We start from the raw sequence: 23,964 nt of genomic DNA on the forward strand, positions 1-23,964 counted from the left end.
TCGCATACTACGCTGAATTCTTCTCTCGTTTTTCTGTATTTTTGATACAGTTGTTCTCATGCCCACTACGCCTGCATTTGCTGTTTTTGCGCGTCCCGACCGGCATGGGAACGGCCGTTCGCGGCTGATGCCGGTGTCCCGGCTTGCTCTACACAGCGATGCCTTCAATGCTCTTCGCGCGTATCGCGATATCGGCGGGCTCGGGCCTTTGAACCCGACGGGCTTTATTGACGCCCTGCAGGATCGCGACGGACGTTTGCTGTGGTTCTCCGGCTTTGCCCTGATGACCGAAGCGGTTGCGACAGGCAGATCGGCAGATGTGTTTATCTGGAGGGCAGCAGCCCTGCCCGACAGCCTGATCGCGAAGCTTGCATGGTCGGAGGTCTGCCGGCCGGAGCGCCGGTTAAAACCGGCCGGGGCGGCAGATTGGTACAAAATCCTGTCCACACGTCTGCCGCCCGATATTGCCAAAGCTTACTTCGGACCACGCGGCCTTAATTACAGCACCGCCGCGCGTCAATTGGGCATCGGCCGGACCGGTCTGATCAAACATCTGCGCAAATCCTGATGGCAGAGATCTCCCCGCCAGCGCCACATTATACTCCGCGCGAGAATATGCTGGAGGGGGTGCAATCCGGTCTCGCGCTGCAATTACATGACGAGGCCACCCGCCTGGTGGGGCTGCTGGCCGCAGATCGCTGGACAGAGGCTGTCGAGGACGCGCAGGCCCGTTTCCTACAGGTGCCTGAGGTGTCGCAAGGAGATCCATCGCATCCGGTGATGACGGAGCCGCTGGGGTCCTTGAGCAAGGGAAATTATCCTCTGGCCAGCTTTTTGCAGGCAAGGCCCGTAGAGGGTCATCTGCGCTCTGCAGATATGGACCGGTTGCGGGCCTTCGGCCTTGCTGCGGCCCTGAATTTTTTCGCCCAGACCCGTCGGCATGAACGCAAAGCCACCGATGATGCCTATGCCACCGTTCAGGCAGGCCTGCGCGCCATCCGCCGGCTGGTCAGCTATCCAAGCCTGGACCTGCTGCGTCTTGAGCTGCCCGATATTCCACTGAGCATCGATGCGACCTTTGCCGCAATTCTGGACTGGCATCATCATCTGAGCCAGCGCCATGACCGTTTTGCGCGGCGGATCGACGAGATCCGCCGGTTGCTGCAACATCTCCAGCGCTTTCAGGGCACACGCGACCTGCGGCCTGTCGGCGCGCGTGAGACGATCCGCGTCCGGATGCCCGCCTATGCCTGGGCAATCCGTGAACTGGAGGGCACCGCCGGGACGGTCGCGCCGAGGCTTTTGTTTCGTGCGCCGCCTGACGGGATTGCAGAGGCAGATCATCCCCGCAATGCGGAAGAGGCCGCGGATATCGCCCTGACAGAAGAGGTCGATCTGGGCTTCGAGGACCGGTCTGCCGCCTGGCTGGCCGATCATGGCAGCCTGTCGGACAGCGATTGCGCAACGATCATCCGTGCCGCAGGGCGGGCCATAACCCAAGGTGGCACACCCGCCGTTGGTGCGGTTCTTTGCGCGGCCAGCATGCTCTACGGGCGCAAGATAGCTGCCCTCGCCGATCTCCACGGCACGCCGCATCACCCCGGAACCTCCTGGTGGTCCGGAGACGGAGTGGGCTTTGCGTCTGATGTGACAGGATCGGGGCGTAAATCGACCAATGGCCTGATCATGCGGCCTGCCGCAGCATGGCAGCGCGCCTTTGACGAGGTCTTGGGGCGCGTCCATCCGGAGGCGGGGCTGGAGCGTGCCGCCGCTGACTGGCTGGCCGGCCTTGATCTGCCCCGTTCCGTCCGGCTTGGCAGTCTCGCCCGTGCGCTACCCGATGGTTTAGCGGCGCGAGGCGAGGATCAGGCGGTGATCGGCCTTCTGACCGGCACAAGCGTCAGAACGATGACCCAATTATATTATGCCAGCTTTCCCATAGATCGCCTGAACGCGGCATGGGTCCTTCACCAGCAGGAACGTCTGGGTCTGACTGCGGCCGAATGCGGTGTGCTGGTCCCTACAGGAACGCGCAAACGGGTCGGCTCGCGTTACGCACCCTCGGATGATGCAGTCCTGTCTTTCTTTGATGATTTGGCACGCAAATGGCGCGAGCTATCCCTGCTGGCCCGTCACCAGAAGATGGTCCACGGCCCTGATCTGCATGCTGCCGCCACCAATTACTGTCTGGCCGCCCTGTCTCTGGCCACAGCCAGGCGACCACATGGTGCGGCTTTTCCTCCGCTGTCACAGATCGTGGGGCGCAAGCGACCGCAGGTGCTGATCTCCGATAAGGGCAACCGGACGCATGATAATGCCCGATGGCTGCCCCTGCCGCCGGTCGCCATGACCATTATCGGGCTTTATCGCCAGCATCTGGAGATGCTCTTTGCCGATTGCGGCGTTTCGGGACCGGCCCTTCTCAGGGACAGGATCGACGGGGTGCTTTCAGGCGATGCATTGCCCTTCTTTGTCTGGCCCGGCCAGTTCGAAGATCCCTATGACCTGACGGCGGCAGAGTTCTGGGACCGGCTTGATCTTCCGGGTCGCAAGCCCCGCAACTGGGCGCGTCATTACATGCGCCGTCACCTCGCCGATGACGGCCTTGCAGGCCAGCGGATCGATGCCTTCATGGGCCATGGGGGCGGATGGAGCGATCCGCTGCTGCCGACCAGCATGGACAGTCTGCTGGATCAGGCGGACCTGAGGGCAGCCCTCGACAGGATCATGACCTCTGCTCTGGGTTCCTTGCCGGATGCGGGAACGGCTTCATGAGCACTGCGGAGGATCGGGCCTTTATCGCGCAGATTGGTCGTCAGGTCAGCGAGGCAATCGCCGGCTTGCGCGCCGGCCGGCCGGATGATGCCATCACCGCAGAGGTCCCAAATGCATTCTGCCAGTCCCTTCTGGACAGGTTGGTGCGGCAGACCAGCGACCCGCGGTTGCAGCAGGTCACTATCCGCAGTGTCAGCAAGGAGCTGGATGCTGCGGCCGCCACATCGCGATTGCCGTTCCCGCGACGTCGTCTGGTCCGGCCGCCCCGTCCTTCGGCCCCACTACGCCGTTCGGGATGGCAGCAGGATGCGCAGTTTGCCTTTGCCTGTTGGGATCACCTGCATGCCCATCTGGACCGTCGCTGTCGTGATCTGCGCGACGAGGATCTGGCCGGTGTTCTTCTGGCCTCGGCGATCCTGCGGGGCGGTCTGCTGCGTCCGGCGGCATGGCCGGCCCTGCTGACGGCTCTCGGGCAAAGAGATCTGACACTTCACACAACTTCTGCTCTACCGGATCTGCCATGGATCGATCTTGATCTGCCTTTGGTACCGAAGGCCGCGACCAATCACAGCCCGAATACTGCACGGCTGCGGTTCTTTCCCGATGTCGTTACTTTGGGACTATTGCGGCACTGGCAACGTCGCGACTGCAAGCTGACAGAGCCTGTGAACTCTCCCCGAGCTGCGCTTGGCCTGATGATCCATGCGCTCTTCGAGGGCGATCTTCAGGAGTGTCCAGATGCTGACCGCTTTGCCGCTGCGGCGATGGCCCCGTTGGAAGATCAGATGGATCTGCCCCTGCCCTATCTGCTGGCGGCTGTGGCCAGCGGCGCGGTGACCGGCTTTAGTGCCTCGGACGAGAGCTGGTGGTCCCTTCATGGCGCAGGTCCCGCAGATCGGACTATGGTGGCATCGACGCGCCGGCGCAAAGGCGCGGGAATGGCCTCCTCCTCGACAACCGCCACCCCGTCATCGACATGGGCTGCCTTGCAGCAGGCTTTGACAATGCGTCCCGAAGGCGCGCAGAAGCAGACCCGCGGTCCCGTCGAAGCTGCATTGAACGCCCTTTCCCGTGAGGACCTGACCCCGGCAGGTCACGCCCTGCGTGTCTGGTATCTGTCCTTGCTGCAAGCACGCCGCGCCGTGTCGACGCTGCAGCGCTATCACGCGGACATTGCCCGACCGCTTCTGGCCCTGTGTCAGGATCAGGACCCTGCGACGTGGGAGGTTGGCAGGCTGGAAGAGATGGTGGCCCTTGCGCTCTCCTCGGATGCCGGCATCGCGACCGCCTTTGTGATTGCGCGTCTGATGCAGTTTTGCGGTTTTGCCGCCCAAAACGCAGCACTGCGCTGGCCGGAGATCGATCCCGCGATTGCCCCAGGATACGGGGCAGAACGGCACCCACGGGTCAGGACAGCTTTGATCTCTGCCAGCCAGATCTCGGAAGCTCTTCGCCGATGGCCCACCACAGGCTCCGGTGATCTGCGTGATGTCGAACGGGTGGGTTTTCTACTTGCGGCACGGGGTGGGTTACGGCTGAGCGAACTCGAAGCCCTGACGGTCGGTGATGTCATTGCAGGGGCGGATGGCGCCGTCCTCGTGCATTCCACCCTTTGGGCAGATATCAAATCCTCGGCCGGACGGCGCAAGGTCCCGGTCCAGATGCTGGCCACGGGTGACGAAGCCCGCCTGATCGAAAGCTTCTTCGTCAGGCGCATTCGGGAGGCCGCCAGCCGCAAAGACCAACTGCTCTCCCTGCCACGCGGCTTGTTTGGAAGCCCACGGTTCGATCGCGAGGGCTTCTTTGCCAATTTACGACAGGTGACCGGCTTGACCCCGCATGATCTGCGTCATGCCGCGATCAGCAATCTGGGCCTGCTGTTGATGACCCGCTCTGCCCCCGGCAGTCTCCTCTCCCGCCTGACGGGCTGGCCTGCTGCACAACAAAAGCAAATTCTGACCGGCCTCTTGGGGGCACGTCCGGATGCCCGTCGCGGGTTGACCCAACTGGCGCGCATTGCCGGTCACGCCCGCCCCGAAACGACCCTCCGGTCCTATATCCACCTTGCGGATCTGGCGCTCGGGGTCATCCTGCGCGCCAACCCCGAAAGCCTACCTGCAGAGCGCGCCGCCCGTTGGCTTGGGTTAAACCGGCGCACAATGGCAGGTAAAAAACCGCACCATCCCGCAAATCTGGAAAAGAGCAGAAAAATCATTCTGCAAAGCATGACCATCCGGCATCTGAAAACGCAGTCACCGCCTTCCGCGAAAGGCTCCGTTCTAGGCGTGACGGACAAAATCACCCCCGAGCTGACCCTGCGCTTGCTGCAGGCACGCGACAGATCGACCCCTTTGCAGGATCTAGCGGAGCGCTATGACCTCACGCATCCGCAATTGCGCAACGTGGAAACCATGGCGAAGCATCTGCAACCCCCGGGTCGGGCTTCCTGTTTGACGCCTACTTTGCCGCGCCGGTTGCCGGATAGGGAGTTTTGCCAGCTGGTGATGCTCCGGCTTGCCGGACGGCCGCCCGAAGACGCGCTGGCATGGTCCATCCAGACCCTGCGGGCAGCAAGGGCGGCTGATCTGGTCTTTGCAACGCGGCTGCAGTTCGAAGGCTGGCAAGCAACTATGGGAAATCTGCTTTGCGACCTCGATTGGCATCTCTCCCCGCGCGCCGGCAAGCTGCGGGCCAAGCCATGCCACGTTGATCCTGGCGCACCCTTATCCATCATTAGCCTCACCGCACCGGCAAAGCTGATGCTCTGCGCATGGGCTGCTGATCAAAGCGAGGCAAAACGCAGGGCCATCCTAGCGACGCTCAGGGCATAAAGCACGCCAGACATGACGATCCCTTCTCCTCACTGATAGTGATCTTCCCGCAGTAAAAGCCGGGTTCATCCGAGAGCATTCTGTCCGGGCTTCGCGAAGCTTCACGGATCGAACGCCATACTTGGGCGGGGATTGACTGTGGATCCCTGACGGCCGGCTCGAGATGCCTCTTCCACCTGTTCGGATATCGAACGGGGTGCATCTATATTTGAGACATAACAACTATATCGTAACTAATATATGCAAAATATAGTTAATATGCCTATCACTTCGGGTTTTCTATAAGCGTGTTTACCATCTGTCCAAAGACATCCCGTACCAGCTCCGATGCACTCTTGTTTGCGGTGATCGATCCACGGAAACAGCAGTTTCCAGCTCACAACGCCGCTGTGCGCGTGCTTGCTTCCATTTTCAAACGACCGATTGATTATAACTTCGAAAATTGGAAATTGGATGGCGGAAGCTTGAAGGGCCCGTTTCGAAAGTCGCGTAAGATCAGAACACCGTTTTCTGGTGGCGCCATATTGTTTTTGTAGATACGCAAAACTATATGACGGTATAGGATGAAACGATGAAGATCGTTTGGGACGAACCTAAAAGGCTGGTCATTCCAGCCAAACACGGGCTGGATTTTGCAGACCTGAACGACACCTTCTTTCTGACTTCGCTGGTCGTTCCAGCAAAGCAAGACCGTCATATGGCAATAGGGCGTCTTGAAGACGGAACGATCGCAGTTGTGTTCGCCGTCCTTGGAACCGAAGGCGTTTCGGTAATATCAATGCGTCCCGCAAGCTGGAAAGAAAGAAGGTTGCTATGACTAATAAAACAATTAGCGAGGCTCGAGTTCAGCCGATGATTTCCATTGATCTTGACGCGCCGGAAGCCACCGACGCACAGTTGGTACAAGCACGACCATTTACCGAAGTATTTCCAGCGCGCTCTGAACAAATGCGCAAGAATGCTGGTGGACGGCCGAAGACCGAGAACCCGAAAGTTGCAGTTTCATTGCGAATTGATCCAGAGGTCGTTTCTAAGTTCAAGGCCGGAGGCCCGGGATGGCAGACCCGAATGAACGAGGCTTTGCGCCATGCAGTTGGACTGAGCTAGCAACTGTATTTCTCACGCCGTTGCGGCGGTCCATTTCTGACGGCTCTTGCACAGGGCGTTCGCGATGGTGACGAGCTTTCTGGCGACGGCGGTGATGATGGCCTTGTGCGGTTTTTTGGGCTTGCGGTGTCGGTCTGAGAAGGATTTCAGGCTCGGGTTGTGATGTGCCGCGACCAAAGCTGCTAGGAACGTCACGGGCCGTAGGGCAAGACGGCCACCGGCGATAACCCGTTTTCCGCAAAAGGTTCGGTTGTCGTGCGTAACCGGGGCCAATCCAGTGAGTTGGGCCTTTGCCGCGATGAGCGGAGCAAACCTTACCACCCAGCGATTCAGCGCCGCATGATCGACACGAACACCGCGCGTCAACATAATCCCTTCGAGGTCACGACCTGTGCCCTAAGTCTGCTCCAGTTTTGCGCGTAGTCCTTAGGGTTAAATATTTGGCGTGAGGCCGCCATCTTGTCCATTTCGTTTCTCTGCAAAAATTCCATTAGGGTGAGGTTGCCTAATGCTGAATGTGGTCTGTGCAAGTTGTAATGCTCCTGCCATTCCTCAAACGTTTTGCGGGCATCGCGCAATGTGCCAAACAGCCTTTTATCGAGGCATTTATCCCGCAACTTGCCGTTGAAGCTTTCGATGAATCCGTTCTGCCGGGGCTTGTCTGGCGCGATATAGTGCCAATCAACACCAGTTTCCTGAACCCGTTTGAGGATCGCCGTGCTGGTGAACCCTGTGCCGTTGTCCGAGACAATCGTCTTTGGCATGACGCGTTCGGCGATCACGCGATCCAGTTCTCGGGCAACCCCTTGCCCCGACAGAGATGTATCTGCGACCAGTACCAAGTTCTCGCGACTGAAGTCGTCAACGACCGTCAGAATGCGAAAACGGCGACCATCCGTCGGGGCGTCAGACACGAAATCCAATGACCAGCGCTGGTTTGGGCCATCACGCAGCGCCATCGCACCGGCTTTTTTGTGCCCAACGCACGCTTCCTGCCGCCTCTGCGGCGCACCTGAAGCGTAGATGCGCCTCACTGTCTGTGGTTCACCTCGAAACCCTCACGCACAATCATCACGTGGATGCGGCGGCAACCAAACCGACGCCGTTCGGTGGACACCCGCTTGATCGTATCGCGTAGATCATTGTCATCGCCACCACGCGACAGATACCGCACCAATGATCGACCAATATGCAGCACATCACACGCCCGCCGCGGGCTCACACCGTGCGCTTCGCACAGATAAACCACCGCTTCCCGCCTCACGGCAGGCGTCACCACTTTCTTGAGTTGATGTCTCATAACATAAGGTTGTCCAACATTTGTTCGGCCAGAAGTTTTTGAGCTTGCCGTACTCGTCTTCAAGCGCCCGCAGCCGCTTCCCATCAGCAGCCCTCTTACAAGCGTCCTGCTCTTTGATCATCGCTATGATCTGTTCGTCAGTGAATCGTGCCTTCATTTGTCCGTCCCTTTGTTGGGCGGACACTACGAAAGTTTGGAAAAGTTCTAGGGGTTCAGGTCACTGGGGGATAAAGGTCTGTATGCCCGAGCGGAATTCTCACAAGAACGCCATCAAATATAATATACGGCGCTATAGACAGCGCAACCGGATCAAGATCACGTTCGGCCGTTTCAAGGGTTGGCGACGTGTCGTAACCTGATATGGACGATGCCCCGAAACGTACTTTTTCCGCAATCATACTTGCAGCGACCGTCTTGTTCTGGCTCCAATACTCAACGTGTCTGGAGCCTGGCAAGTTAGCCAAAGGTATCGATGCGAAATTGCTTGTGTTGCTTGGTAGCTGGGTCGCCAAGTGATCGAGTCAGTAGGGTGATCGCGGCATTCCCATCCAGCGGTTCGTCCGTGGGCCCTATCCAATTGACGGCGATGACCGGACCGGTGGCATGTGTTGTCAGCCAATCGCCAAGCTGGCCAATGTCGTCGGGCGTCAGAAAATAGAGCACCTCGGACAACAGGATTAGGTCAGGATACATGTCCGGCAGGGCATCGGGGGCGGCCCCCTGGATGAAGTTCACGTTTGTATTTGCCGCCAGCGCGCTGCGGGCCGACGCCATGGCTGCTGGAATGCATTCCATCAATGTAAGATATTCGCAACGTTGCGCTAGCAATATTGCGAATGTGCCATTGCCACACCCTACCTCAAGCGCGTTACTGAAAGGACCTGAACCGATCGCGTCTAGCGTAGCCGCGTATTTCGCGGCCTCATACGCGCTGGTACGGTGCTGCCACGGGTCGTCGCTGGCAGCATAAAGGCGTGTAAGGTGCGCAAGAACATCATGATGGGGCAAGGATCACCTCGGGGTGTGACAGGAAATGCTGTTGGTGTTCTTGTGTCATGACAAAACCATCGGGATCATCGAAAATCATGCTGGTCATTTGTGTGCGGTGACAGGCAAGGGCGCGGGCTTTTGCTGAAATAGCACGGACTGACGCAGCAAGCTGGATGCCTGTGGCTTGACCATCGCAAAAACGGCCCCAGATTGGGTAGAACTGCAATTCAACATCTGGACGCATCCCGGCAATTAAAAGCGCTAGTTCTGCACAGCTTTCATGGTCGATATGCGGATCTTTACACCAGCTGGCTAGCAATAAGGCATTGGGTGGTATCATCGCGGCGACCTGCTCGGCGGATGCGGCATCTCGCGGGGCGTGGCAATCAGGATGTCCCAACCATTCGACAGCAGCATTCGGGGCAAGGACTTCGCAGGCTGCCCGCAGTTCGCATTCGCGTTCCCGGGCGATACGGGCAGGGAACCATGAACGCGATGCGGGGTGCGAGGCTGCACCGTCGGTTGCGCATATCACCTGACATGCGGTCCCCATCTGTGCGGCATCGAACAGCAGCGCGCCGCAGCCAAGGGTTTCGTCATCCGGATGGGGGGCAAGAATGGTTAAGGGACGGTTCTGCAGTAGATCAGCCACCTGAATGGTGGGGGCATCCGCGATATGGTCCAGAAAACGGCTCATCCGATCCACCGTGTCGAAAGGTTCGTGTCTGCCGCGATACTGGCCGTAGACGCCAGGGCCATGCCGTCCGGATTCGCTTGTCGCAGATACAGACCCAGATCACGTCTGATCCTGTCAGCAGGATGTCCCGTGGCAAAAGATGCAGCGCCAAGTGCCTGATCCATCAGCCCCAGCAAAGCTACGGCCTCCTGCGCAGTGCGCAGGCGTGCAAGGATCGCGGCCTGGGCATCGCTTGGGGTGGCGCCGGAACGCTCGACCGTGGTGGCGGCTTGGGCAAGCCACAGGCGCGCGGTTTCGCATGCTGTGATCATTCCGTGCAGCCGCATCGCTTGCAAAGGTGCCTTTACTTGATCGCGGCGGCGCAATTGATCAGCGGTGATCATCGTCAGCCTCCGCATTGCCCCCATCTGCACAGCGGCATAACGCCAGACGCCGCCGTGGAAATGCGGTTCCGTTAGATAGCTGTCTGGTTCGCCTAATATGACCCCGTCGGAAAGGGCGACCCCGTTCAGGTCACAGCGCCCCGAGGCAGTCGACGTCATGCCTGATACCTGCCATTCGTGCGGGAACAGGCGACCATGGAGGACTTTTCGCGGGAACAGTATTAAATTCAGGCCACGGTCGGATCGAGCTGTTACGATGATCTGATCCAGCACGTCCGCGCCGCTAGCGAATAATTTTTGACCTTGCAGGACGCCATTGTGGATATGTACGGGGTCGGGTCCGTCCGCCCCCCATATACCGTACAATTCGCCGCCCTTGGCCGGCCTGATCGGCCCACCATGCAGATTTAACAGCTTGACCGCGTTCACATGACCCTCAAAAATTCTCCCGGCAGATAGGCTCGATTGTCCGAGCTGTGCCAAAGCATTCATCAGGGCTAGCGGCTCACGGGGATGATGCGCGAGGTCGACGGCTTCCTCCAGCACACCGCTGACACGTAGAGCCCGTGCGATACTGGGTCCTGAAGGTCCGTCCGGCCCGTCGTCAGGCAGATCCAGCAGCAATTGAGCGGCCAGTTTCGCACCCGTCATGCCGCCACCACGCGTTTGCGCGAAAGCCACTCGGCGAATTGCGGGCGGATGATGTCGGTCGTCAATTGCGCTAGAAGAGGTAAGGCCGTCTCAAGATCGGATGCCCGCATGCGGGGTCCCGGTGAAGTGCTGCGGTCAGGATAGGGTTGCGGACTGCCATACATGGCATCGGACCAGAGTTGCGCCAGCAATTTTGGCGACAGCATTGCTTGATCAGCGTAGGGATCTTCGTCCTGCATGCGCTGGCGCAGGCACTCGGCCATTCCACCCGCCGCCCGCCCGCGCAACCGGCCCGAGACCCTTGCCCGCATCCCGTCGCAATAGTTCACGACCAATCCGGCAGTTTCAGCACGATACACCATAGCGCGATCCTCGCTGCAGGGTCGGTCGGGCAGGCCCCCGACGGCCAAGAAAGCTTGGACGCGCATCGCCATACAGGCACCCGATTCCATATAATGCGGGCGGACCGATCCAATGGCTTGCCGTCCTGCCATCTGGTCAAGATAATGCCTGACTTCATGCATCATAGTGGCATAGGAAAATTCAGCCCGCGTGATCCGTCCCCCTGAGGGGGTCGCCATTACACGGGGCACTCGCGCCGTGATCCGCCCGCAGACCAGATCCGCGCCACCGGCCATGGCCATCAGCGCGGATATCATCCACATCGGGTCGGGGATTGCGTCTGCATCGGTAGTCATCAGCAGCCCGCCTTGCGATGCTGCGACACGCATGGCCATGCCTCTGGCGTGGCCGGCGCTAGCTTGGTTCTGGGAAAATTCGGTTTCTAGTACCTGGAGACTCAGGGCAGGATAATTTAGCCTGCGGGCAATCTTCGCGCTTGCGTCGGTCGTGTTGTTGATCAGTAAGGTGACTGTCACCGGTACGGGGACAATACTGGCACCGACGTCCAGCGCGGATAACAGCTTGGGAAGCCGCGTGGCCTCGTTTCGGACGGGCACTGCAACTGCAATATGGTTCAGCGATGTCAAGCTTGTTGCGGAACGGGTCATGGGCGCGGAACCATCCAACGTGAACCTCCTCTGGCTGCAAGTGGATAACCACGCAGCAGGGCATGACGTTCCTCTAACAAATAGCAACTTAGACGCGTTCAACAGTTTATCGATTTTGAAAAATCGGGCTGGCATGACAACGATGCATGTCGGATCGTGCGGAATGTCCGGTACATGGATACGGTCGGACTTCCTAGCAGTCTATGCATTCCACGCCGCGTAGCTTTGACGATAGTATAGCAAAGCTTTTTGAATCGCGCTGGTTTCACCGGAGACCTATAGCTTCATTTCACGCGACCATATCGAGCACGTCGCGCTGTGCATAGAAGTTCTCTTCAGCCTCTGCTTGCGGGATGTTTCCGATGGGCCCAAGCAGGCGCCGGTTGTTGAACCAATCGACCCAGCCAAGGGTGGCCATTTCCAGATCCTGCATGTTGCGCCATGGACCAGTTCGGTTTTGTAAAGACCGTTTATCGTCTCGGCGAGGGCGTTGTCATACGAGTCACCGACACTGCCGACCGACGGTTCGATGCCAGCCTCGGCCAAGCGCTCCGTGTATCGAATGGATAAATATTGCCCGCCGCGGTCCGAATGGTGAACCAGTCTACTTTTCTGGACGGGGCGTCGATCATGCAGGGCCTGCTCCAAAGCATCGAGCACAAAGTCCGTTTTGGCGGACCGCGAGACCCGCCACCCGACGATGCGATCGGCGAACGTGTCGATGACAAAAGCCACGTAGATAAAGCCCTGCCATGTGGACACATACGTAAAATCACTGACCCAGAGAAGGTTCGGGGCTGGTGCTCGGAACACGCGGTTCACCTTGTCACGGGGACAAGGCGCTGATGTGTCAGGGACGGTTGTTTTGACCTCCTTGCCGCGCACAGCCCCACGCATGCCGTTCTGTTTCATCAGCCGCTCCGCCGTGCAGCGCGCCAGATCAAGCCCTCGCGTTTGAGCTGATGCCATGCCTTGCGGACCCCGTAGACATGGTAATTCTCGTCCCAGACCCGCTTGATCTCGGGGCGTAGCTCCGTGTCGCGCTGATGCCGGGCCGAAGCTTTGGATGGATCAGCAAGGCAAACCAAGCGGTGGTAATATGTTGACGGTGCAATCGGCAGCACCCTGCAGATCGACTCGACACCGTAAACAATGCGCTGATCCTCAATGAAGGCGATCATCACTTCAGTGGGCGGTCGAGTTCCACTTGCGCAAAACAAGCTGACGCCTTGCGGAGACTTTCATTCGCCTGGCGCAGCTCGCGAACTTCACGTTCCAGTGCCTTGATCCGATCCCGTTCCTTAGTGGTCACACCATCTCGCATGCCACTGTCTTTCTCGGCCTGCTTGACCCATCCGTTCAAGGTCTTGGGAATACAGCCAATCTTGGGTGCAATGGCCGCGATCGCGCCTGCCTGCGTTTCGTATGAGCCTTGATGCTCGAACACCATCCGGACAGCACGTGCGCGGACCTCGGCCGAGTAGCGATTTGCCATTCTGCTTTTCGTCATAACCATCATCCTTACTTAAGTTGATGGTCTCCGACAAAATCGAAGCGATTCACTGACCCGTGGCGATTCAATTTCGTTTAACAGAGCCACTTCAGACCCGCGGCATAGTAGTAACTGGCCTTATAACGCTGACATTAAAATGACCGTCAGGCACACGACACGATCAAACCGCCTATAGTATTATTCTATCTGACGTTCTTGAAAGCTATCCAACAACGCGACTAAATCGCGTAATCGTTCACCTTGTACCAAAACGTGGTCCGTCGTTGCCCGGGCGGCTGCGTCCGAATTGCCTGTCTTGATTGCAAGCGCGATGGTGAGGTTCAAGCTTTCGGTAGCGTTCCCTCGCCATTGGAATTGAGCCGTTGGAATCAATGATTTGATATAGATGATCTTGCGGATCACCGGGTCAAAGGCAGAGAGCGAAATCAACCCCTGCCAAGCCTTGCGCCAGGCGGAGGGAACGAAAGCGTATTACTAGCCCAGTTTTCCGCGAAAGTATCCAACGCGATGCCCGCATAATCGGTGGTCGGGGCATTGTAAATCCGACGCAGATCAGCAGCCATCTCGTAGCGGTTCTTCTAGGTACAGAAATCCAGAGAGTGGAGCATGGGGTCGACGCCGCCGTGTTTAGGAAGGCGACAATGATGGCGTCACGAACCTTGACCCGCGCAGTGTTAGAAATCCTCAAACAGACCCGGAGACATTTCGTCCCAGAAAGCGATTATTCGAGCCGCATTGAGAGGTGACAACCAGCCATGCTTATCAAAATCCTCGCGTAGCGGTGCACTAGAAAGCTGGCTCATGAACAATCGTCGATCGGCATCACGCTGCGTAGGACTACGTTCTTTGACACGATCCATAATACGCCGCAATTGTTCAGCTCGCGGACTTGTTGGAACAACTGCGGTGATAGGTGCTGCTGCGCTGAAGTCGCCGTCAAGCGCTGCACTTAGATAACCAACCTTACTTTTGACGTTAGGACGCTGATCGACATAAGCCAGTTTGGCCGCGACCTGATCCTCGCCATGCGCTGTCAACCACTGTTTGGCAAGACGATCACTGACTCCGAGTGCGAGCAAGCGAACATAAACCTGACTATGGCGGGCCCCTGCCCCATCATCTATATTAAGAATGGCAAGCTGTGGGTTTTCACTAATCTTAAAACGTATTTCAGTAACCACCCTGCCCCGCCGTCGGGTTTCCGGCGTTAGAATAATATTGCTCGTCCGGTTGACCTCGGACACAGCAGGCTTAATGATCTTTGCATTGAGATGCTTGAACATTTCGTAATAGGCTGAATTATCGACCCCCATCAGGCGGCGGAATAGATCCAGAGGCCACCAGCCGGTCGATCCGGTTCTCACAAACCTATAACAATTTTCATAAAGCGCCAATGCATGACCAGATGTAAAGCGGCGCTGAATGTTCAGATTTATCAGGGCAAACACTTTTGGGTCGTGCAGCTTTTCAGCCAAAGCGGGAGAATAGGCGTATTCGCAGACCCCTCCTTTCAGTTTGGCATAACTTAGCAAGCTAGACACCCCCCATTCTTGCTGCCCTTTTTCATCCAGCATGTCCCATTCGGCAACAGTTTCGACGAGGCCACGCAAGGAATGCTTAAGCGTCTCCATATCATTGGAGTTATAACCGATCATAAGACAAAGAGTTCGTGCATCGACGCTGTGGCTTCGTCTTGTATTCAGTGTGTCGTACGCATTTAGCAATAAAACGTTGGAAAGTTTTCGTTGAAGTAACGTCAGCTTTCCGGACACATGGATAGCGGCGACGTTTTTCTTTACAGCTCCGCGTCGCAAAGCACCGACTAGCCTTTCTTTAGGAATATCGTCCATGCGCCGCCTTGTCTCTATTTTATGGGCAGTATGGCAAACAGGGCACCCAAGGGCAACTCGGATATAGGCACCTAAATCCGTAGTTTTGCTGTCCTGTATGTGGGCACCTTAAAACCAAGGCGGAGGCTAAAGGCACCTATTTACGGTCTAGGCCATGCGCAGGCGAAGCTAATAAACGACAAACTCGCTGTCGTTTAGGGTCATCCTGCGAATTATTACCTATTGTCCTGCGAATTGGTGCTAATGGCCCTGTAAGCGGGTGCTTATCATCCTGCATACAGGTCCCCCTCAGCCTGTATGCAGGTGCTTTAATATGAATAAGTATATGATAGATATATAAATTATAGCCGCAAAGCTTTTAAAGATCTTAAAGTTCTTACAAACTATATGTGAGGTGTTTTGTATCGATTTCTTTTAGTTTCGCCGCGAAACCTTACTAATCCTAGAAGTTTGGCTTCTCGACATGCTATAGATTTGCTAGAACGGCGAAGAACACATTACATAGCAAAGGGATCGTGATGTCCTCGAAAGAAGCTACTCCCCCTTACTTCAACATTGATCCTGAAGCTGCTGCCAAACGACTATCCGCCCCAATTGATACCGCTCGATTCGCGCGGGCCGCTGCCTTTGCCGCCAGAGGCAGGCAAGATCTAGCGGAGAGAGGTTACGCACCTGATGGAAAGAAGCGGCTTAGACGCTTTTCTACATGGGAGGTATGTCGCTATTTAATCCCCGTCGCACCGGCACATTTTAGACGTGTTTTGAGTAAGCATCCTGATTTGCCACAGGGGACTGGGGAGGGTAATTCCAAGTGGTTTTCACTTGAAGATGTCCTTCGCTTACGTGATCATTTTGCGACCGAAGGTGCAGCTGATCGAGAGTACCGCCCTTGGCGTCCGAATGGTCAGCCTGCAAAGATCATTGCAGTCGCGAATTTCAAAGGTGGTGTGGGGAAAACCTCCACCGCAGCGCATCTTGCGATGTCGGCAGCGTTGGACGGCTATAAGGTACTGGTTATTGACTTGGATAGTCAGGGAAGTATGACGTCGATCATGGGCGGCGATGTCCCTGATGAATGGTCTACGGCTTTTCCGCTTCTGGCAAAAGATTACGCTATGGCGCTTCAGGTCGAAAATCGCATTAGAGCGGCCGCCGGGCAGCCCCCCCTACCCTTCGATGAAACCCTGACTGAGGCACTGAAGCTTGGCGCCCGAGACGTTATCCAATCAACGCATTGGCCAAACATTGATCTTTTAGGCGCCCAGCTGAACCTGTATTGGGCAGAATTCCAAGTACCAGTCTGGCGTATGGGTTTGCGGGGTTGGCCCCTATGGGATGCCTTGGGTAATGCTTTAAACAGCGACAGGATCTTAGATGATTACGATCTGGTCATCATCGATACGCCTCCTGCACTTGGGTACCTAACGATTAATGCACTGGCAGCTGCCGATATTTTACTGGTTCCACTTGGCGCGACGTTTCTGGAATTTGACTCGACCGGCCGCTTTTTCGATATGTTGTATTCAACCTTTGCCAGCGTGGAAGACGGAGAGAACGCGGCACGACGGCGAGATGGCTTGCCCGAAATGCGCTTTGAGTGGGACGCTGTTCGGGCCATCATTACGCGGTTCGACGCGGCGCAACAGACCGATCTGGCGAATGTAATCCAAGCCTATTTCGGAGATTTTATGACAACTTACCGGCAAGAGTTGACGGCGATGGTCGGGCAGGCGGGTGAGCAAGTTAATGGTATCTACGAAGCGGACTACCGGGATTTCAATCGTGACACATACGTTCGCGGCCGAGAGACCTTTGATAGGACGTGGGCTGAAGTAAAGGAACTTGTACTAGGTTCATGGTGGCGAGATGTTCAAATGGAACACGGTAATGCAGTAAAAGCGGAGGCTGAAGATAATGGCTAAGCGCAGGCGGCTGGAAACTCCTAGCACAGATGATCTTTCACGGATCGAAGAGCAGTTTCGCAGCGAAACCTCAGATAGATATAGCTCGGGACGCGGGGTTGCGCCGATTGCGCAAATGGCGGCTGATAGCGCGTCGTTGTCCCAGACGGACAGTCCTGACGCGCGGGAACAACGGGCACGCCTCGAGGCGGACTCTAGTCGCCTTGCACAAGTTCAAGCAGATGGTCTTCTCATGGTCGAACTGCCAGTTGAGTTGATCGACGAGGCAGCGATGATCCGTGACCGCATGGTTATGGATGAGGATGGGATACAGGAATTACGGCAATCAATATCTGTTCACGGCTTGCGACTTCCAATCGAAGTTTTCGAACTAGAAACACCTAGCGATAATGGGCAGCGGTACGGTCTGCTTTCAGGGTATCGCCGTCTACTAGCAATGCGAGGCTTGTATGAACTAACTCAGGCAGAAAAATACAAAACTATACGTACCCTGATACGACCACGGGAAAGCAGCGCCAATGCATTCGTTTCTATGGTTGAGGAGAATGAAGTCCGCGAAGAGCTAAGCCATTTTGAACGGGGTAGGGTAGCTGTAATAGCCGCCCAACAGGGGGCATTTGCCAGCACCGAGGAAGCGGTAAATAAGCTCTTTGCGACCGGCTCAAAAGCAAAAAGATCAAAAATTAGATCTTTTTCTCTTATATTTGAAGAGCTTGGGGACATGCTGGATTTTCCAGAAGGATTGACCGAGCGCCGCGGTCTTCAACTTTCGGCAGCCTTAAGGCAGGGGGCGGAAAGTAGTTTGCGGATAGCTTTGTCCAATGTGACCCCGCAAAACGCAGACGAGGAATGGCACGCAATTGAACCGGTTCTTGACCAATTGAACCGAGTTCCAAAAGAAAAAAAGAGGGGTGGTCGTCCTAAAGCACTATCGAAAGCCAGCAGTTTTCTGGGTGACAAAACGCTAACAACGGCAAACGGGGTGACAATCAGATGTGCAGTGGATCGTGACAGATATATTCTCAGTTTTGAAGGACAAGCTGTTACGTCTCATATGATTGACGATCTATTGATAAATATACGAGACATTGTTGAAAGTGGGGCACGGCGTCGCGAACCAGACGAATTGGGTTAATACCTGAAAATGGTAAGGGGAGGGGATCGGTAAATAGGAGCTTGAATGTTGCCCAATGCCCCAATGCCCTTAGGCCCCAGACCTATTAGTTTAAATTCTTTGGGGTATTTCAGGCTTTGGAACGAGATTTAGTCATCGAGCCACCTTTTCTGATCGATCAAAGCTTAGATGTCCCACCTTCTTTCCAGAGATCCAGAATGACCAACGGTTGAAGATTTTTAGGAGGTCATCGCTTTATTCATTTAGTTACAGTGGCTTATATAGGTTCTTTCCACTGCCGAGATATGTGTTAGCGCAGACGCTTTATAAATTCAGGAAGCATCGAAGGTATAACCGGTGTTTACCTAGCTTATGACGGGCTTAGACAATTCTCTACGCTGGCAAGACGTCTAAGCACCCAGAATGGCGCGGCGGCATTTGTCACAGACTCCGCGCAATTCGGCTGGTTTCTGACAAACCGGGGCTATGACGCTGGTCGGTTGCGAAAAGCGTCACGAGACAGAGCACTAAGCCGAGTTATCCCCATGAACGACTTACAGACTCGGCACAGCGCAAGTAAACATTCGCTCTATGCGTCGACGCGCAAGTTCGTGCGGTTTGCGGCGGCAGACGTAGCAGAAGATGCCGAAATCTGCCTAATGAAGCTGGAACCGGCGAGTGTCGTCGCCGACCGCAGTGGGCGCTCGCAAAACGCATTTGCGCCCTTTGCTGGTAAAACATAACAAATAGGTCGGCTATTGACGATCTGAGATTTGGTCGGCTCTATATGGGCTGAGCTTAGGGAAAAACAGGTTACGATGGCTAGTGAACGCTTTATTATTTCTGGCCAGCTGGGGAACACACTTGATCTTTGGATCCGCGCTCATGCGCGTCGTATTGGCGTATGCGTCGATATAGGAGCGTTCGATCAAGCAGTATTGGAGATGGGGGTAGTTGGCCCCTCCGAGATGCGGGATGCTATGGAGATGGGCTGTTTATTGGGGCCAATTGATGCATGGATAGAAAATATCCAGCGAGAAGCACTCTAAATCGATTAGCATTTGTATAATATTTAGGCGCTGTGCCTAAAAGTAAGACATTAAGTTTAGGTGAAATTGAAGTATTTTCAAACAATTGGGTAAATTGCATACATTCGATTTACCTTATCTTTTGATGGCGCATATGCAAGTTTCCGGACCTGTAGGAGCCATGTCAACGTGAGCAGCATCTGGATACCTGTGGCGTTGTCGCAGGACATTCTGAGCGGGATGGCAATTCCTGCTCATCTGCCAGGTCACGACCTTGTTGTCTGGCGATCTGCATCGGGGCGGATAGCTGCCTGGCACGACCGCTGTCCTCACCGTGGGATGCGATTGTCGCACGGTTTCGTGAGGGGGGACTTTCTTTCCTGTATCTATCACGGTTGGCGGTATGGCGAAAATGGCCACTGCAGCAAAATTCCTGCTCACCCTGATCTCGTTCCCCCAGCTGCAATCAAGGTACCACGCTTTGACGTTCGTGAGAAATCCAGCGTCGTTTGGGTTGCTCCCACGGGACAAGCTGGGGAACCTGTGGATTACCGCGGTTTCACGGGCTTCCGGTCATTGTCCGTAAATGCGCCTGCTGATTTAATCGCGCGCGCGGTGGAAGGTGAAGAAAGGCTTGCAGGTTGCAGCGTGGTGTTGCTGGTGCAGGCGCTGCAGGGCAGGGGCTGCAATTTGCATGTTCTTGCGGCTGAAGGCTATGACACCGCACAGCTAGACGGTTTGTCACTTGCGATCGAGGTGCTGCGTCGTCGTCTGGAACAGGCGGTCGCGACATGATCGCTACGATGCAAGATCATTGGTACCCCGTCGCGCTTGCAAGCAAGCTGACCCGATCTGGTCGCGATACGTTATTGCTGGCCCAGCCGATCCACGTCAGGGCCGAAGCAAGTGGCGCACCCGTTGTTACATGTGACGGGCGTGTGCTTCCAGTTCTGGTAAAGTTCGGACATGTCTGGACATCGCTTGGTACGCCCGCTGGTGATGTGTTCGACATCCCCGAGGCGCATCAACCCGGGCGCCGCCTTGTCGAGGTCGGCAGTGTTAAAGTCCGTTGCTCTCCCTTGCGTGCGGTCGAGAATTTTCTGGACATCGCCCATTTTCCATTCGTCCATACCGATGTGCTGGGATCAGAACCGCATACCGAGGTTGAACGGTACGAGGTCGAGATCCGAGACGACGTCAACGAAGTCTGGGCCACCAAGGTCAAGTTCTTCCAGCCGCAGGCTGCGCGCTCTGCCCAAGGTGGCATCACCACCGAATATATGTATCGCGTGCCAAACCCGACCTGTTCGGTACTGTACAAAACCTGCCCGCCGAGACCCGGCGAATGGGATGTGATAACGATCTTTGTCCAGCCCCTGACCGAAACCACCTGCGAGGTCTGGCCGTGGATGGCGCTGTATGATGACGACAGCACCATGACCCAGATGATCCATTTCCAGCAGTTGATCTTCCTTCAGGACCGCTCGATTCTGGAAAACCAGTTGCCGGCGCTGTTGCCGCTGGACCCGGGGCAGGAAATTCCGACACGGGCCGACATGTTGTCCATCGCCTATCGGCGCTGGCTGAAGCGTCACGGCTATACCTTCGGCGCGCAATTGGTGGCGGCATGATCCTTTACGACTACGTACTTTCGCCATCCTGCTACAAGGTGCGGCTGTTGGCATCGCTGTTGGTGGCGGGAATCGATCTGCGCCCGGTCGATTTCCATCCCGGTGCGGAACATCACAGCCCCGAATTTCGGGCACTGAACCCGGCAGGGACGATCCCTGTTCTGAAAGATGCTGAACTGGTGCTAACGGAATCCGGCGCGATCCTTACCTATCTAGCGGCGGTCAATGCACACGAATGGCTGGGGCATGATGATCCAGAGATGCAGGCGCGGGTTGCCAACTGGCTAGCATTTTCGCAGCGGTTGACCGCCAGCGCGGGAGCTGCACGGTTGCATGACATGCTTGGCTTTTCAGGCGATATCGACGCGCTGCGGGTACAGGCAACAGATGCGCTGCGCGAGTTAGAGGCGGCGATCCATGCCAGACGCAGGCGTGGCGGGATATTTCTAGCCGCCGACCGGCCGACCATCGCGGATATCGCGTGCTTTCCCTATGCGGCGCTTGCGCCCGATGGGGGGGTATCGTTGGATAGCTATCCCTCGATCCGGTTGTGGATGCGGGCGATCCGCGCCCTGCCGGGGTTCATCGAAATGCCGGGTATTCATCGCCTGCACGAACAAATGCCCGAACCCGGTCCCATGCCGGACGTGGTTCGCAAGGAAAGCGCCTGACATGCCCGCATATCTGTTTCGCAACTGCGCCGCTATTATCACCGGTACTGGCGTCATCCGCGATGCCGATCTGCTGACCGAAGGGCCAGCCATCCGCGCTATAGGTCCCGCCCTGACTGCCCCTGAAGGGACCGAGTTGATCGATGCGACGGGTTGGTTCCTGTATCCGGGGCTGGTGAACACTCATCACCATTTCTTCCAGTGCTTTGTGCGCAACCGCGTGGGACTGGACTGGACTAAACTAAGCGTCATTGAATGGCTGGACCGGATCTATCCGATCTTCGCCCGCCTGACCGAGGATTGTTTTTATCATGCTTCAGTCACGGCGCTTGCGGAACTGGCCAAACACGGCTGCACCACGGCCTTCGACCACCAGTATTGCTTTCCGCGCAAGGCAGGCAAGCGCATCATCGACCGCCAGTTCGAGGCTGCGGACAAAATCGGTCTGCGTTTTCATGCGGGGCGGGGGACCAACACCCTGCCGAAATCCGAAGGCTCGACCATTCCGGACGAGATGCTGGAAACGACGGATGAATATCTGGCCGATTGCGAAAGGCTGATCGGGGTTTATCACGACGGCGCGCAGTTCTCGATGCGGCAGGTGGCGCTGGCGCCTTGCCAGCCGGTCAACTGCTATGCCGAGACCTTTACCCAATCCATCGCGCTGGCCCGCCAGCACGGGCTGATGCTGCATTCCCACGTGGGTGAGGGGGAATCCGAGGTGATCCGTCAGCGCCACGGTCTTCGCACGGTGGATTATCTTGAAAAGCTGGGTTTCTGCGGGCCGGACACTTTCTATGCCCACTGCTGGGAACTGACGGAAGGCGAACTGGCGCAGATGGCCGCAACCGGCACCGGCGTGTCGCATTGCCCCGAACCCGTATATCTGGTGGGCGCCGAAGTGACCCCCATACCGGCGATGCATGCCTTGGGCATTCGTGTTGGTCTGGGCTGCGACGGGGCCGCGTCGAACGACAATTCCAACCTGATGCACTGCCTGCATTCAGCTTATATGCTGCAATGTCTGGTCGCACCAATGCGCAGCCATCCGGTGCCGGAACCGGCAGACTTCCTGCGCTATGGCACCTCGGGCGGGGCGTCCTTGTTGGGTCGCGCCGATATCGGCACGCTGGCCCCCGGCATGGCGGCGGATCTGTTCGCAATCGACACGCGCCGCATGGATTACGTTGGCACCCGCCATGACCCCGAAAGCCTGATCGCCCGCGTGGGCATCGGAACGGCGACGGATCTGACCATGGTGAACGGTCGCATCGTCTGGGACGGCGAAGGCTTCCCCGGTCTGGACGAAACACAGATGGCCGCCGAGGCCGAGGCAGCATTGGCCACGATAACGATATGACCACCATATCCAGCAAGGAGAACATCATGACCAGCACGTTGAACCGGCGCGGCTTTCTGCAAACCACTGCCGCAGCGGCGCTTGGCGCGGGTCTGATGCCCGCCCTTGCGCGGGCGCAGGGCGAACCGCTTGGCATCGCGCTGGTCGTTCCTTCGCCTTTCGGGGATGTCGGCTGGTCGCATGCACTGGCGATGGGGCTGGATCAGGTCGTGGCCGAATATGGCGACCGCGTGAAAATCACCAAGCTTGAAAATATTCCCGAAGGCCCGGACGCCGATCGCATCATGAACAAGGTCGTGGCAGATGGAAACAAAATGCTGATCGCGGGATCGTTCGGGTATCAGAACGGTGCCATGCAAGTGGCGCGGCGCAATCCTGACCTCAGTGTTTTGCATGCATCGGGCTTTATGGTCGCACCGAATTTTACACCTTTCGCAGCGCGGAATTATCAAGGCACCTATCTGATGGGGATGGCCGCAGCTGCCGTGTCGAAAACGGGAAAGCTCGGTTCCGTCTCGGCCTTTGCAATTCCGGAGCTCGTCAGTTCTATTAACGCATTTACCTTAGGCGCCCAGGCCATAAACCCTGATATTCAGGTCGCGGTTGTCTGGGTCAACACATGGTTCGATCCTGCCAAGGAACAAGAGGCCGCGCGTGCGCTGTTGGCCCAGGGCTGCGACGTGATCTATTCCAACGGTCAAGACACACCGTCGGTGGTCTCGATCTGCGAAGAAACGGGGGCCTATGTCTTCAACCTCAATTCGTCTATGCTGAAATACGCGCCAACGAAATATCTGGGGTGCGTCGCAACCGATTGGGCACCCTTCTTTCTTCAATCCGTGAAAGCGCATCTGGAGGGTGATTTCGAAGGCCATACCGCCTATCTTGGTCTGGCCGAAGGCGTTATTCAGCCGATGGACTGGAATGCTGACATCCCGTCCGAGGTGATGACGCGGATCACCGAAACTCAGGCGCAACTGACCGATGGCAGCATGCATGTCTTCACCGGTCCTATCGCCCGACAGGACGGCGGCGAAGCCGCAGCGGAAGGCGTAATCTTGGGCGATGAGGATATCGTTTCGATGGATTGGCATGTCGCGGGTGTGACGACGCCGTTGCCAAGCTGATCCG

19 protein-coding genes, 4 pseudogenes and 1 other annotated feature are annotated in these 23,964 nt (G+C 56.7%); of the genes and pseudogenes, 14 read left to right on the forward strand and 9 right to left on the reverse strand.

Going from position 1 to position 23,964, the window contains the following annotated elements; translation table 11 throughout:
- Positions 1 to 127 precede the first annotated feature (127 nt).
- From DWB67_RS13730 to DWB67_RS13750, 5 genes are all read left to right on the forward strand, one after another.
- Positions 128 to 568, forward strand: coding sequence for a hypothetical protein (locus tag DWB67_RS13730; protein WP_147385934.1), 441 nt, complete (start codon positions 128 to 130; stop codon positions 566 to 568).
- Positions 568 to 2,775, forward strand: a complete 2,208-nt coding sequence (locus DWB67_RS13735) for a hypothetical protein (protein ID WP_147385935.1) — start codon at positions 568 to 570, stop codon at positions 2,773 to 2,775. Before DWB67_RS13730 ends, DWB67_RS13735 begins: the two co-directional genes overlap by 1 nt.
- Positions 2,772 to 5,606, forward strand: coding sequence for a site-specific integrase (locus tag DWB67_RS13740; RefSeq protein WP_119808124.1), 2,835 nt, complete (start codon positions 2,772 to 2,774; stop codon positions 5,604 to 5,606). Before DWB67_RS13735 ends, DWB67_RS13740 begins: the two co-directional genes overlap by 4 nt.
- Before the next feature lie 571 nt (positions 5,607 to 6,177).
- On the forward strand, positions 6,178 to 6,423 hold the full coding sequence (locus DWB67_RS13745) for a BrnT family toxin (RefSeq protein ID WP_119808125.1): 246 nt from the start codon (positions 6,178 to 6,180) through the stop codon (positions 6,421 to 6,423).
- The gene (locus DWB67_RS13750) at positions 6,420 to 6,713 is read left to right on the forward strand and encodes a BrnA antitoxin family protein (protein ID WP_119808126.1); all 294 of its coding nucleotides are present in this window, start codon (positions 6,420 to 6,422) and stop codon (positions 6,711 to 6,713) included. Before DWB67_RS13745 ends, DWB67_RS13750 begins: the two co-directional genes overlap by 4 nt.
- A gap of 282 nt (positions 6,714 to 6,995) precedes the next feature.
- Here the strand turns inward: DWB67_RS13750 and DWB67_RS13755 are convergent.
- A pseudogene (locus DWB67_RS13755) lies at positions 6,996 to 7,100 on the reverse strand (IS6 family transposase); the annotation flags it as partial.
- A 71-nt stretch (positions 7,101 to 7,171) separates the two neighbouring features.
- Positions 7,172 to 8,170, reverse strand: a pseudogene (locus DWB67_RS18585) (IS3 family transposase); the annotation flags it as partial.
- 67 nt (positions 8,171 to 8,237) lie between these two features.
- Here DWB67_RS18585 and DWB67_RS18380 point away from each other — a divergent pair.
- Positions 8,238 to 8,439, forward strand: a pseudogene (locus DWB67_RS18380) (transposase); the annotation flags it as partial.
- A 30-nt stretch (positions 8,440 to 8,469) separates the two neighbouring features.
- Here DWB67_RS18380 and DWB67_RS13765 read toward each other — a convergent pair.
- From DWB67_RS13765 to DWB67_RS13795, 7 genes and pseudogenes are all read right to left on the reverse strand, one after another.
- Positions 8,470 to 9,021: an SAM-dependent methyltransferase gene (locus tag DWB67_RS13765; RefSeq protein WP_119808127.1), complete on the reverse strand. Its 552-nt coding sequence runs from the start codon at positions 9,019 to 9,021 to the stop codon at positions 8,470 to 8,472.
- On the reverse strand, positions 9,008 to 9,700 hold the full coding sequence (locus DWB67_RS13770; protein WP_119808128.1) for a PIG-L deacetylase family protein: 693 nt from the start codon (positions 9,698 to 9,700) through the stop codon (positions 9,008 to 9,010). Before DWB67_RS13770 ends, DWB67_RS13765 begins: the two co-directional genes overlap by 14 nt.
- A complete protein-coding gene (locus DWB67_RS13775) occupies positions 9,697 to 10,764 on the reverse strand; it encodes an acyl-CoA dehydrogenase family protein (protein WP_182911586.1) in 1,068 nt (355 codons plus the stop codon). Before DWB67_RS13775 ends, DWB67_RS13770 begins: the two co-directional genes overlap by 4 nt.
- A complete protein-coding gene (locus DWB67_RS13780) occupies positions 10,731 to 11,879 on the reverse strand; it encodes a glycosyltransferase family 2 protein (RefSeq protein WP_119808130.1) in 1,149 nt (382 codons plus the stop codon). Before DWB67_RS13780 ends, DWB67_RS13775 begins: the two co-directional genes overlap by 34 nt.
- 154 nt (positions 11,880 to 12,033) lie before the next feature.
- Positions 12,034 to 13,254 (reverse strand): annotated as a pseudogene (locus DWB67_RS13785) (IS3 family transposase).
- Positions 12,851 to 12,967: a sequence feature (AL1L pseudoknot), on the reverse strand. Its footprint overlaps the pseudogene before it by 117 nt.
- A 180-nt stretch (positions 13,255 to 13,434) precedes the next feature.
- Entirely contained in the window at positions 13,435 to 13,659 is a 225-nt protein-coding gene (locus DWB67_RS13790) for a hypothetical protein (protein WP_182911588.1), read from the reverse strand.
- Between the two features lie 272 nt (positions 13,660 to 13,931).
- Positions 13,932 to 15,107: a replication initiation protein gene (locus tag DWB67_RS13795; protein WP_119808132.1), complete on the reverse strand. Its 1,176-nt coding sequence runs from the start codon at positions 15,105 to 15,107 to the stop codon at positions 13,932 to 13,934.
- Between the two features lie 518 nt (positions 15,108 to 15,625).
- Between DWB67_RS13795 and DWB67_RS13800 the strand changes: the two genes are divergently transcribed.
- From DWB67_RS13800 to DWB67_RS13840, 8 genes are all read left to right on the forward strand, one after another.
- On the forward strand, positions 15,626 to 17,029 hold the full coding sequence (locus tag DWB67_RS13800; protein ID WP_119808133.1) for an AAA family ATPase: 1,404 nt from the start codon (positions 15,626 to 15,628) through the stop codon (positions 17,027 to 17,029).
- Positions 17,022 to 18,164, forward strand: coding sequence for a ParB N-terminal domain-containing protein (locus tag DWB67_RS13805; RefSeq protein ID WP_119808134.1), 1,143 nt, complete (start codon positions 17,022 to 17,024; stop codon positions 18,162 to 18,164). Before DWB67_RS13800 ends, DWB67_RS13805 begins: the two co-directional genes overlap by 8 nt.
- Before the next feature lie 797 nt (positions 18,165 to 18,961).
- Positions 18,962 to 19,192 carry an acylphosphatase gene (locus tag DWB67_RS13815; protein WP_119808136.1) on the forward strand — a complete coding sequence of 77 codons (231 nt, stop codon included), beginning with the start codon at positions 18,962 to 18,964 and terminating at the stop codon, positions 19,190 to 19,192.
- A 168-nt stretch (positions 19,193 to 19,360) separates the two neighbouring features.
- A complete protein-coding gene (locus tag DWB67_RS13820; protein ID WP_119808137.1) occupies positions 19,361 to 19,966 on the forward strand; it encodes a Rieske (2Fe-2S) protein in 606 nt (201 codons plus the stop codon).
- Positions 19,963 to 20,802, forward strand: a complete 840-nt coding sequence (locus tag DWB67_RS13825) for an aromatic ring-hydroxylating dioxygenase subunit alpha (protein ID WP_119808138.1) — start codon at positions 19,963 to 19,965, stop codon at positions 20,800 to 20,802. The genes DWB67_RS13820 and DWB67_RS13825 overlap by 4 nt, the downstream gene beginning before the upstream one ends.
- Positions 20,799 to 21,473 (forward strand): glutathione S-transferase family protein, encoded by a 675-nt coding sequence (locus DWB67_RS13830; protein WP_119808139.1) that lies wholly within the window; start codon positions 20,799 to 20,801, stop codon positions 21,471 to 21,473. Before DWB67_RS13825 ends, DWB67_RS13830 begins: the two co-directional genes overlap by 4 nt.
- Before the next feature lies 1 nt (position 21,474).
- Positions 21,475 to 22,833 (forward strand): amidohydrolase, encoded by a 1,359-nt coding sequence (locus DWB67_RS13835; RefSeq protein WP_119808140.1) that lies wholly within the window; start codon positions 21,475 to 21,477, stop codon positions 22,831 to 22,833.
- A 26-nt stretch (positions 22,834 to 22,859) separates the two neighbouring features.
- Complete coding sequence (locus DWB67_RS13840; RefSeq protein WP_119808141.1) at positions 22,860 to 23,960, forward strand: BMP family ABC transporter substrate-binding protein; 1,101 nt, start codon at positions 22,860 to 22,862, stop codon at positions 23,958 to 23,960.
- The last annotated feature ends 4 nt before the right edge of the window (positions 23,961 to 23,964 follow it).

This window comes from Paracoccus sp. JM45, from assembly GCF_003590715.1.
GTDB lineage: Bacteria > Pseudomonadota > Alphaproteobacteria > Rhodobacterales > Rhodobacteraceae > Paracoccus.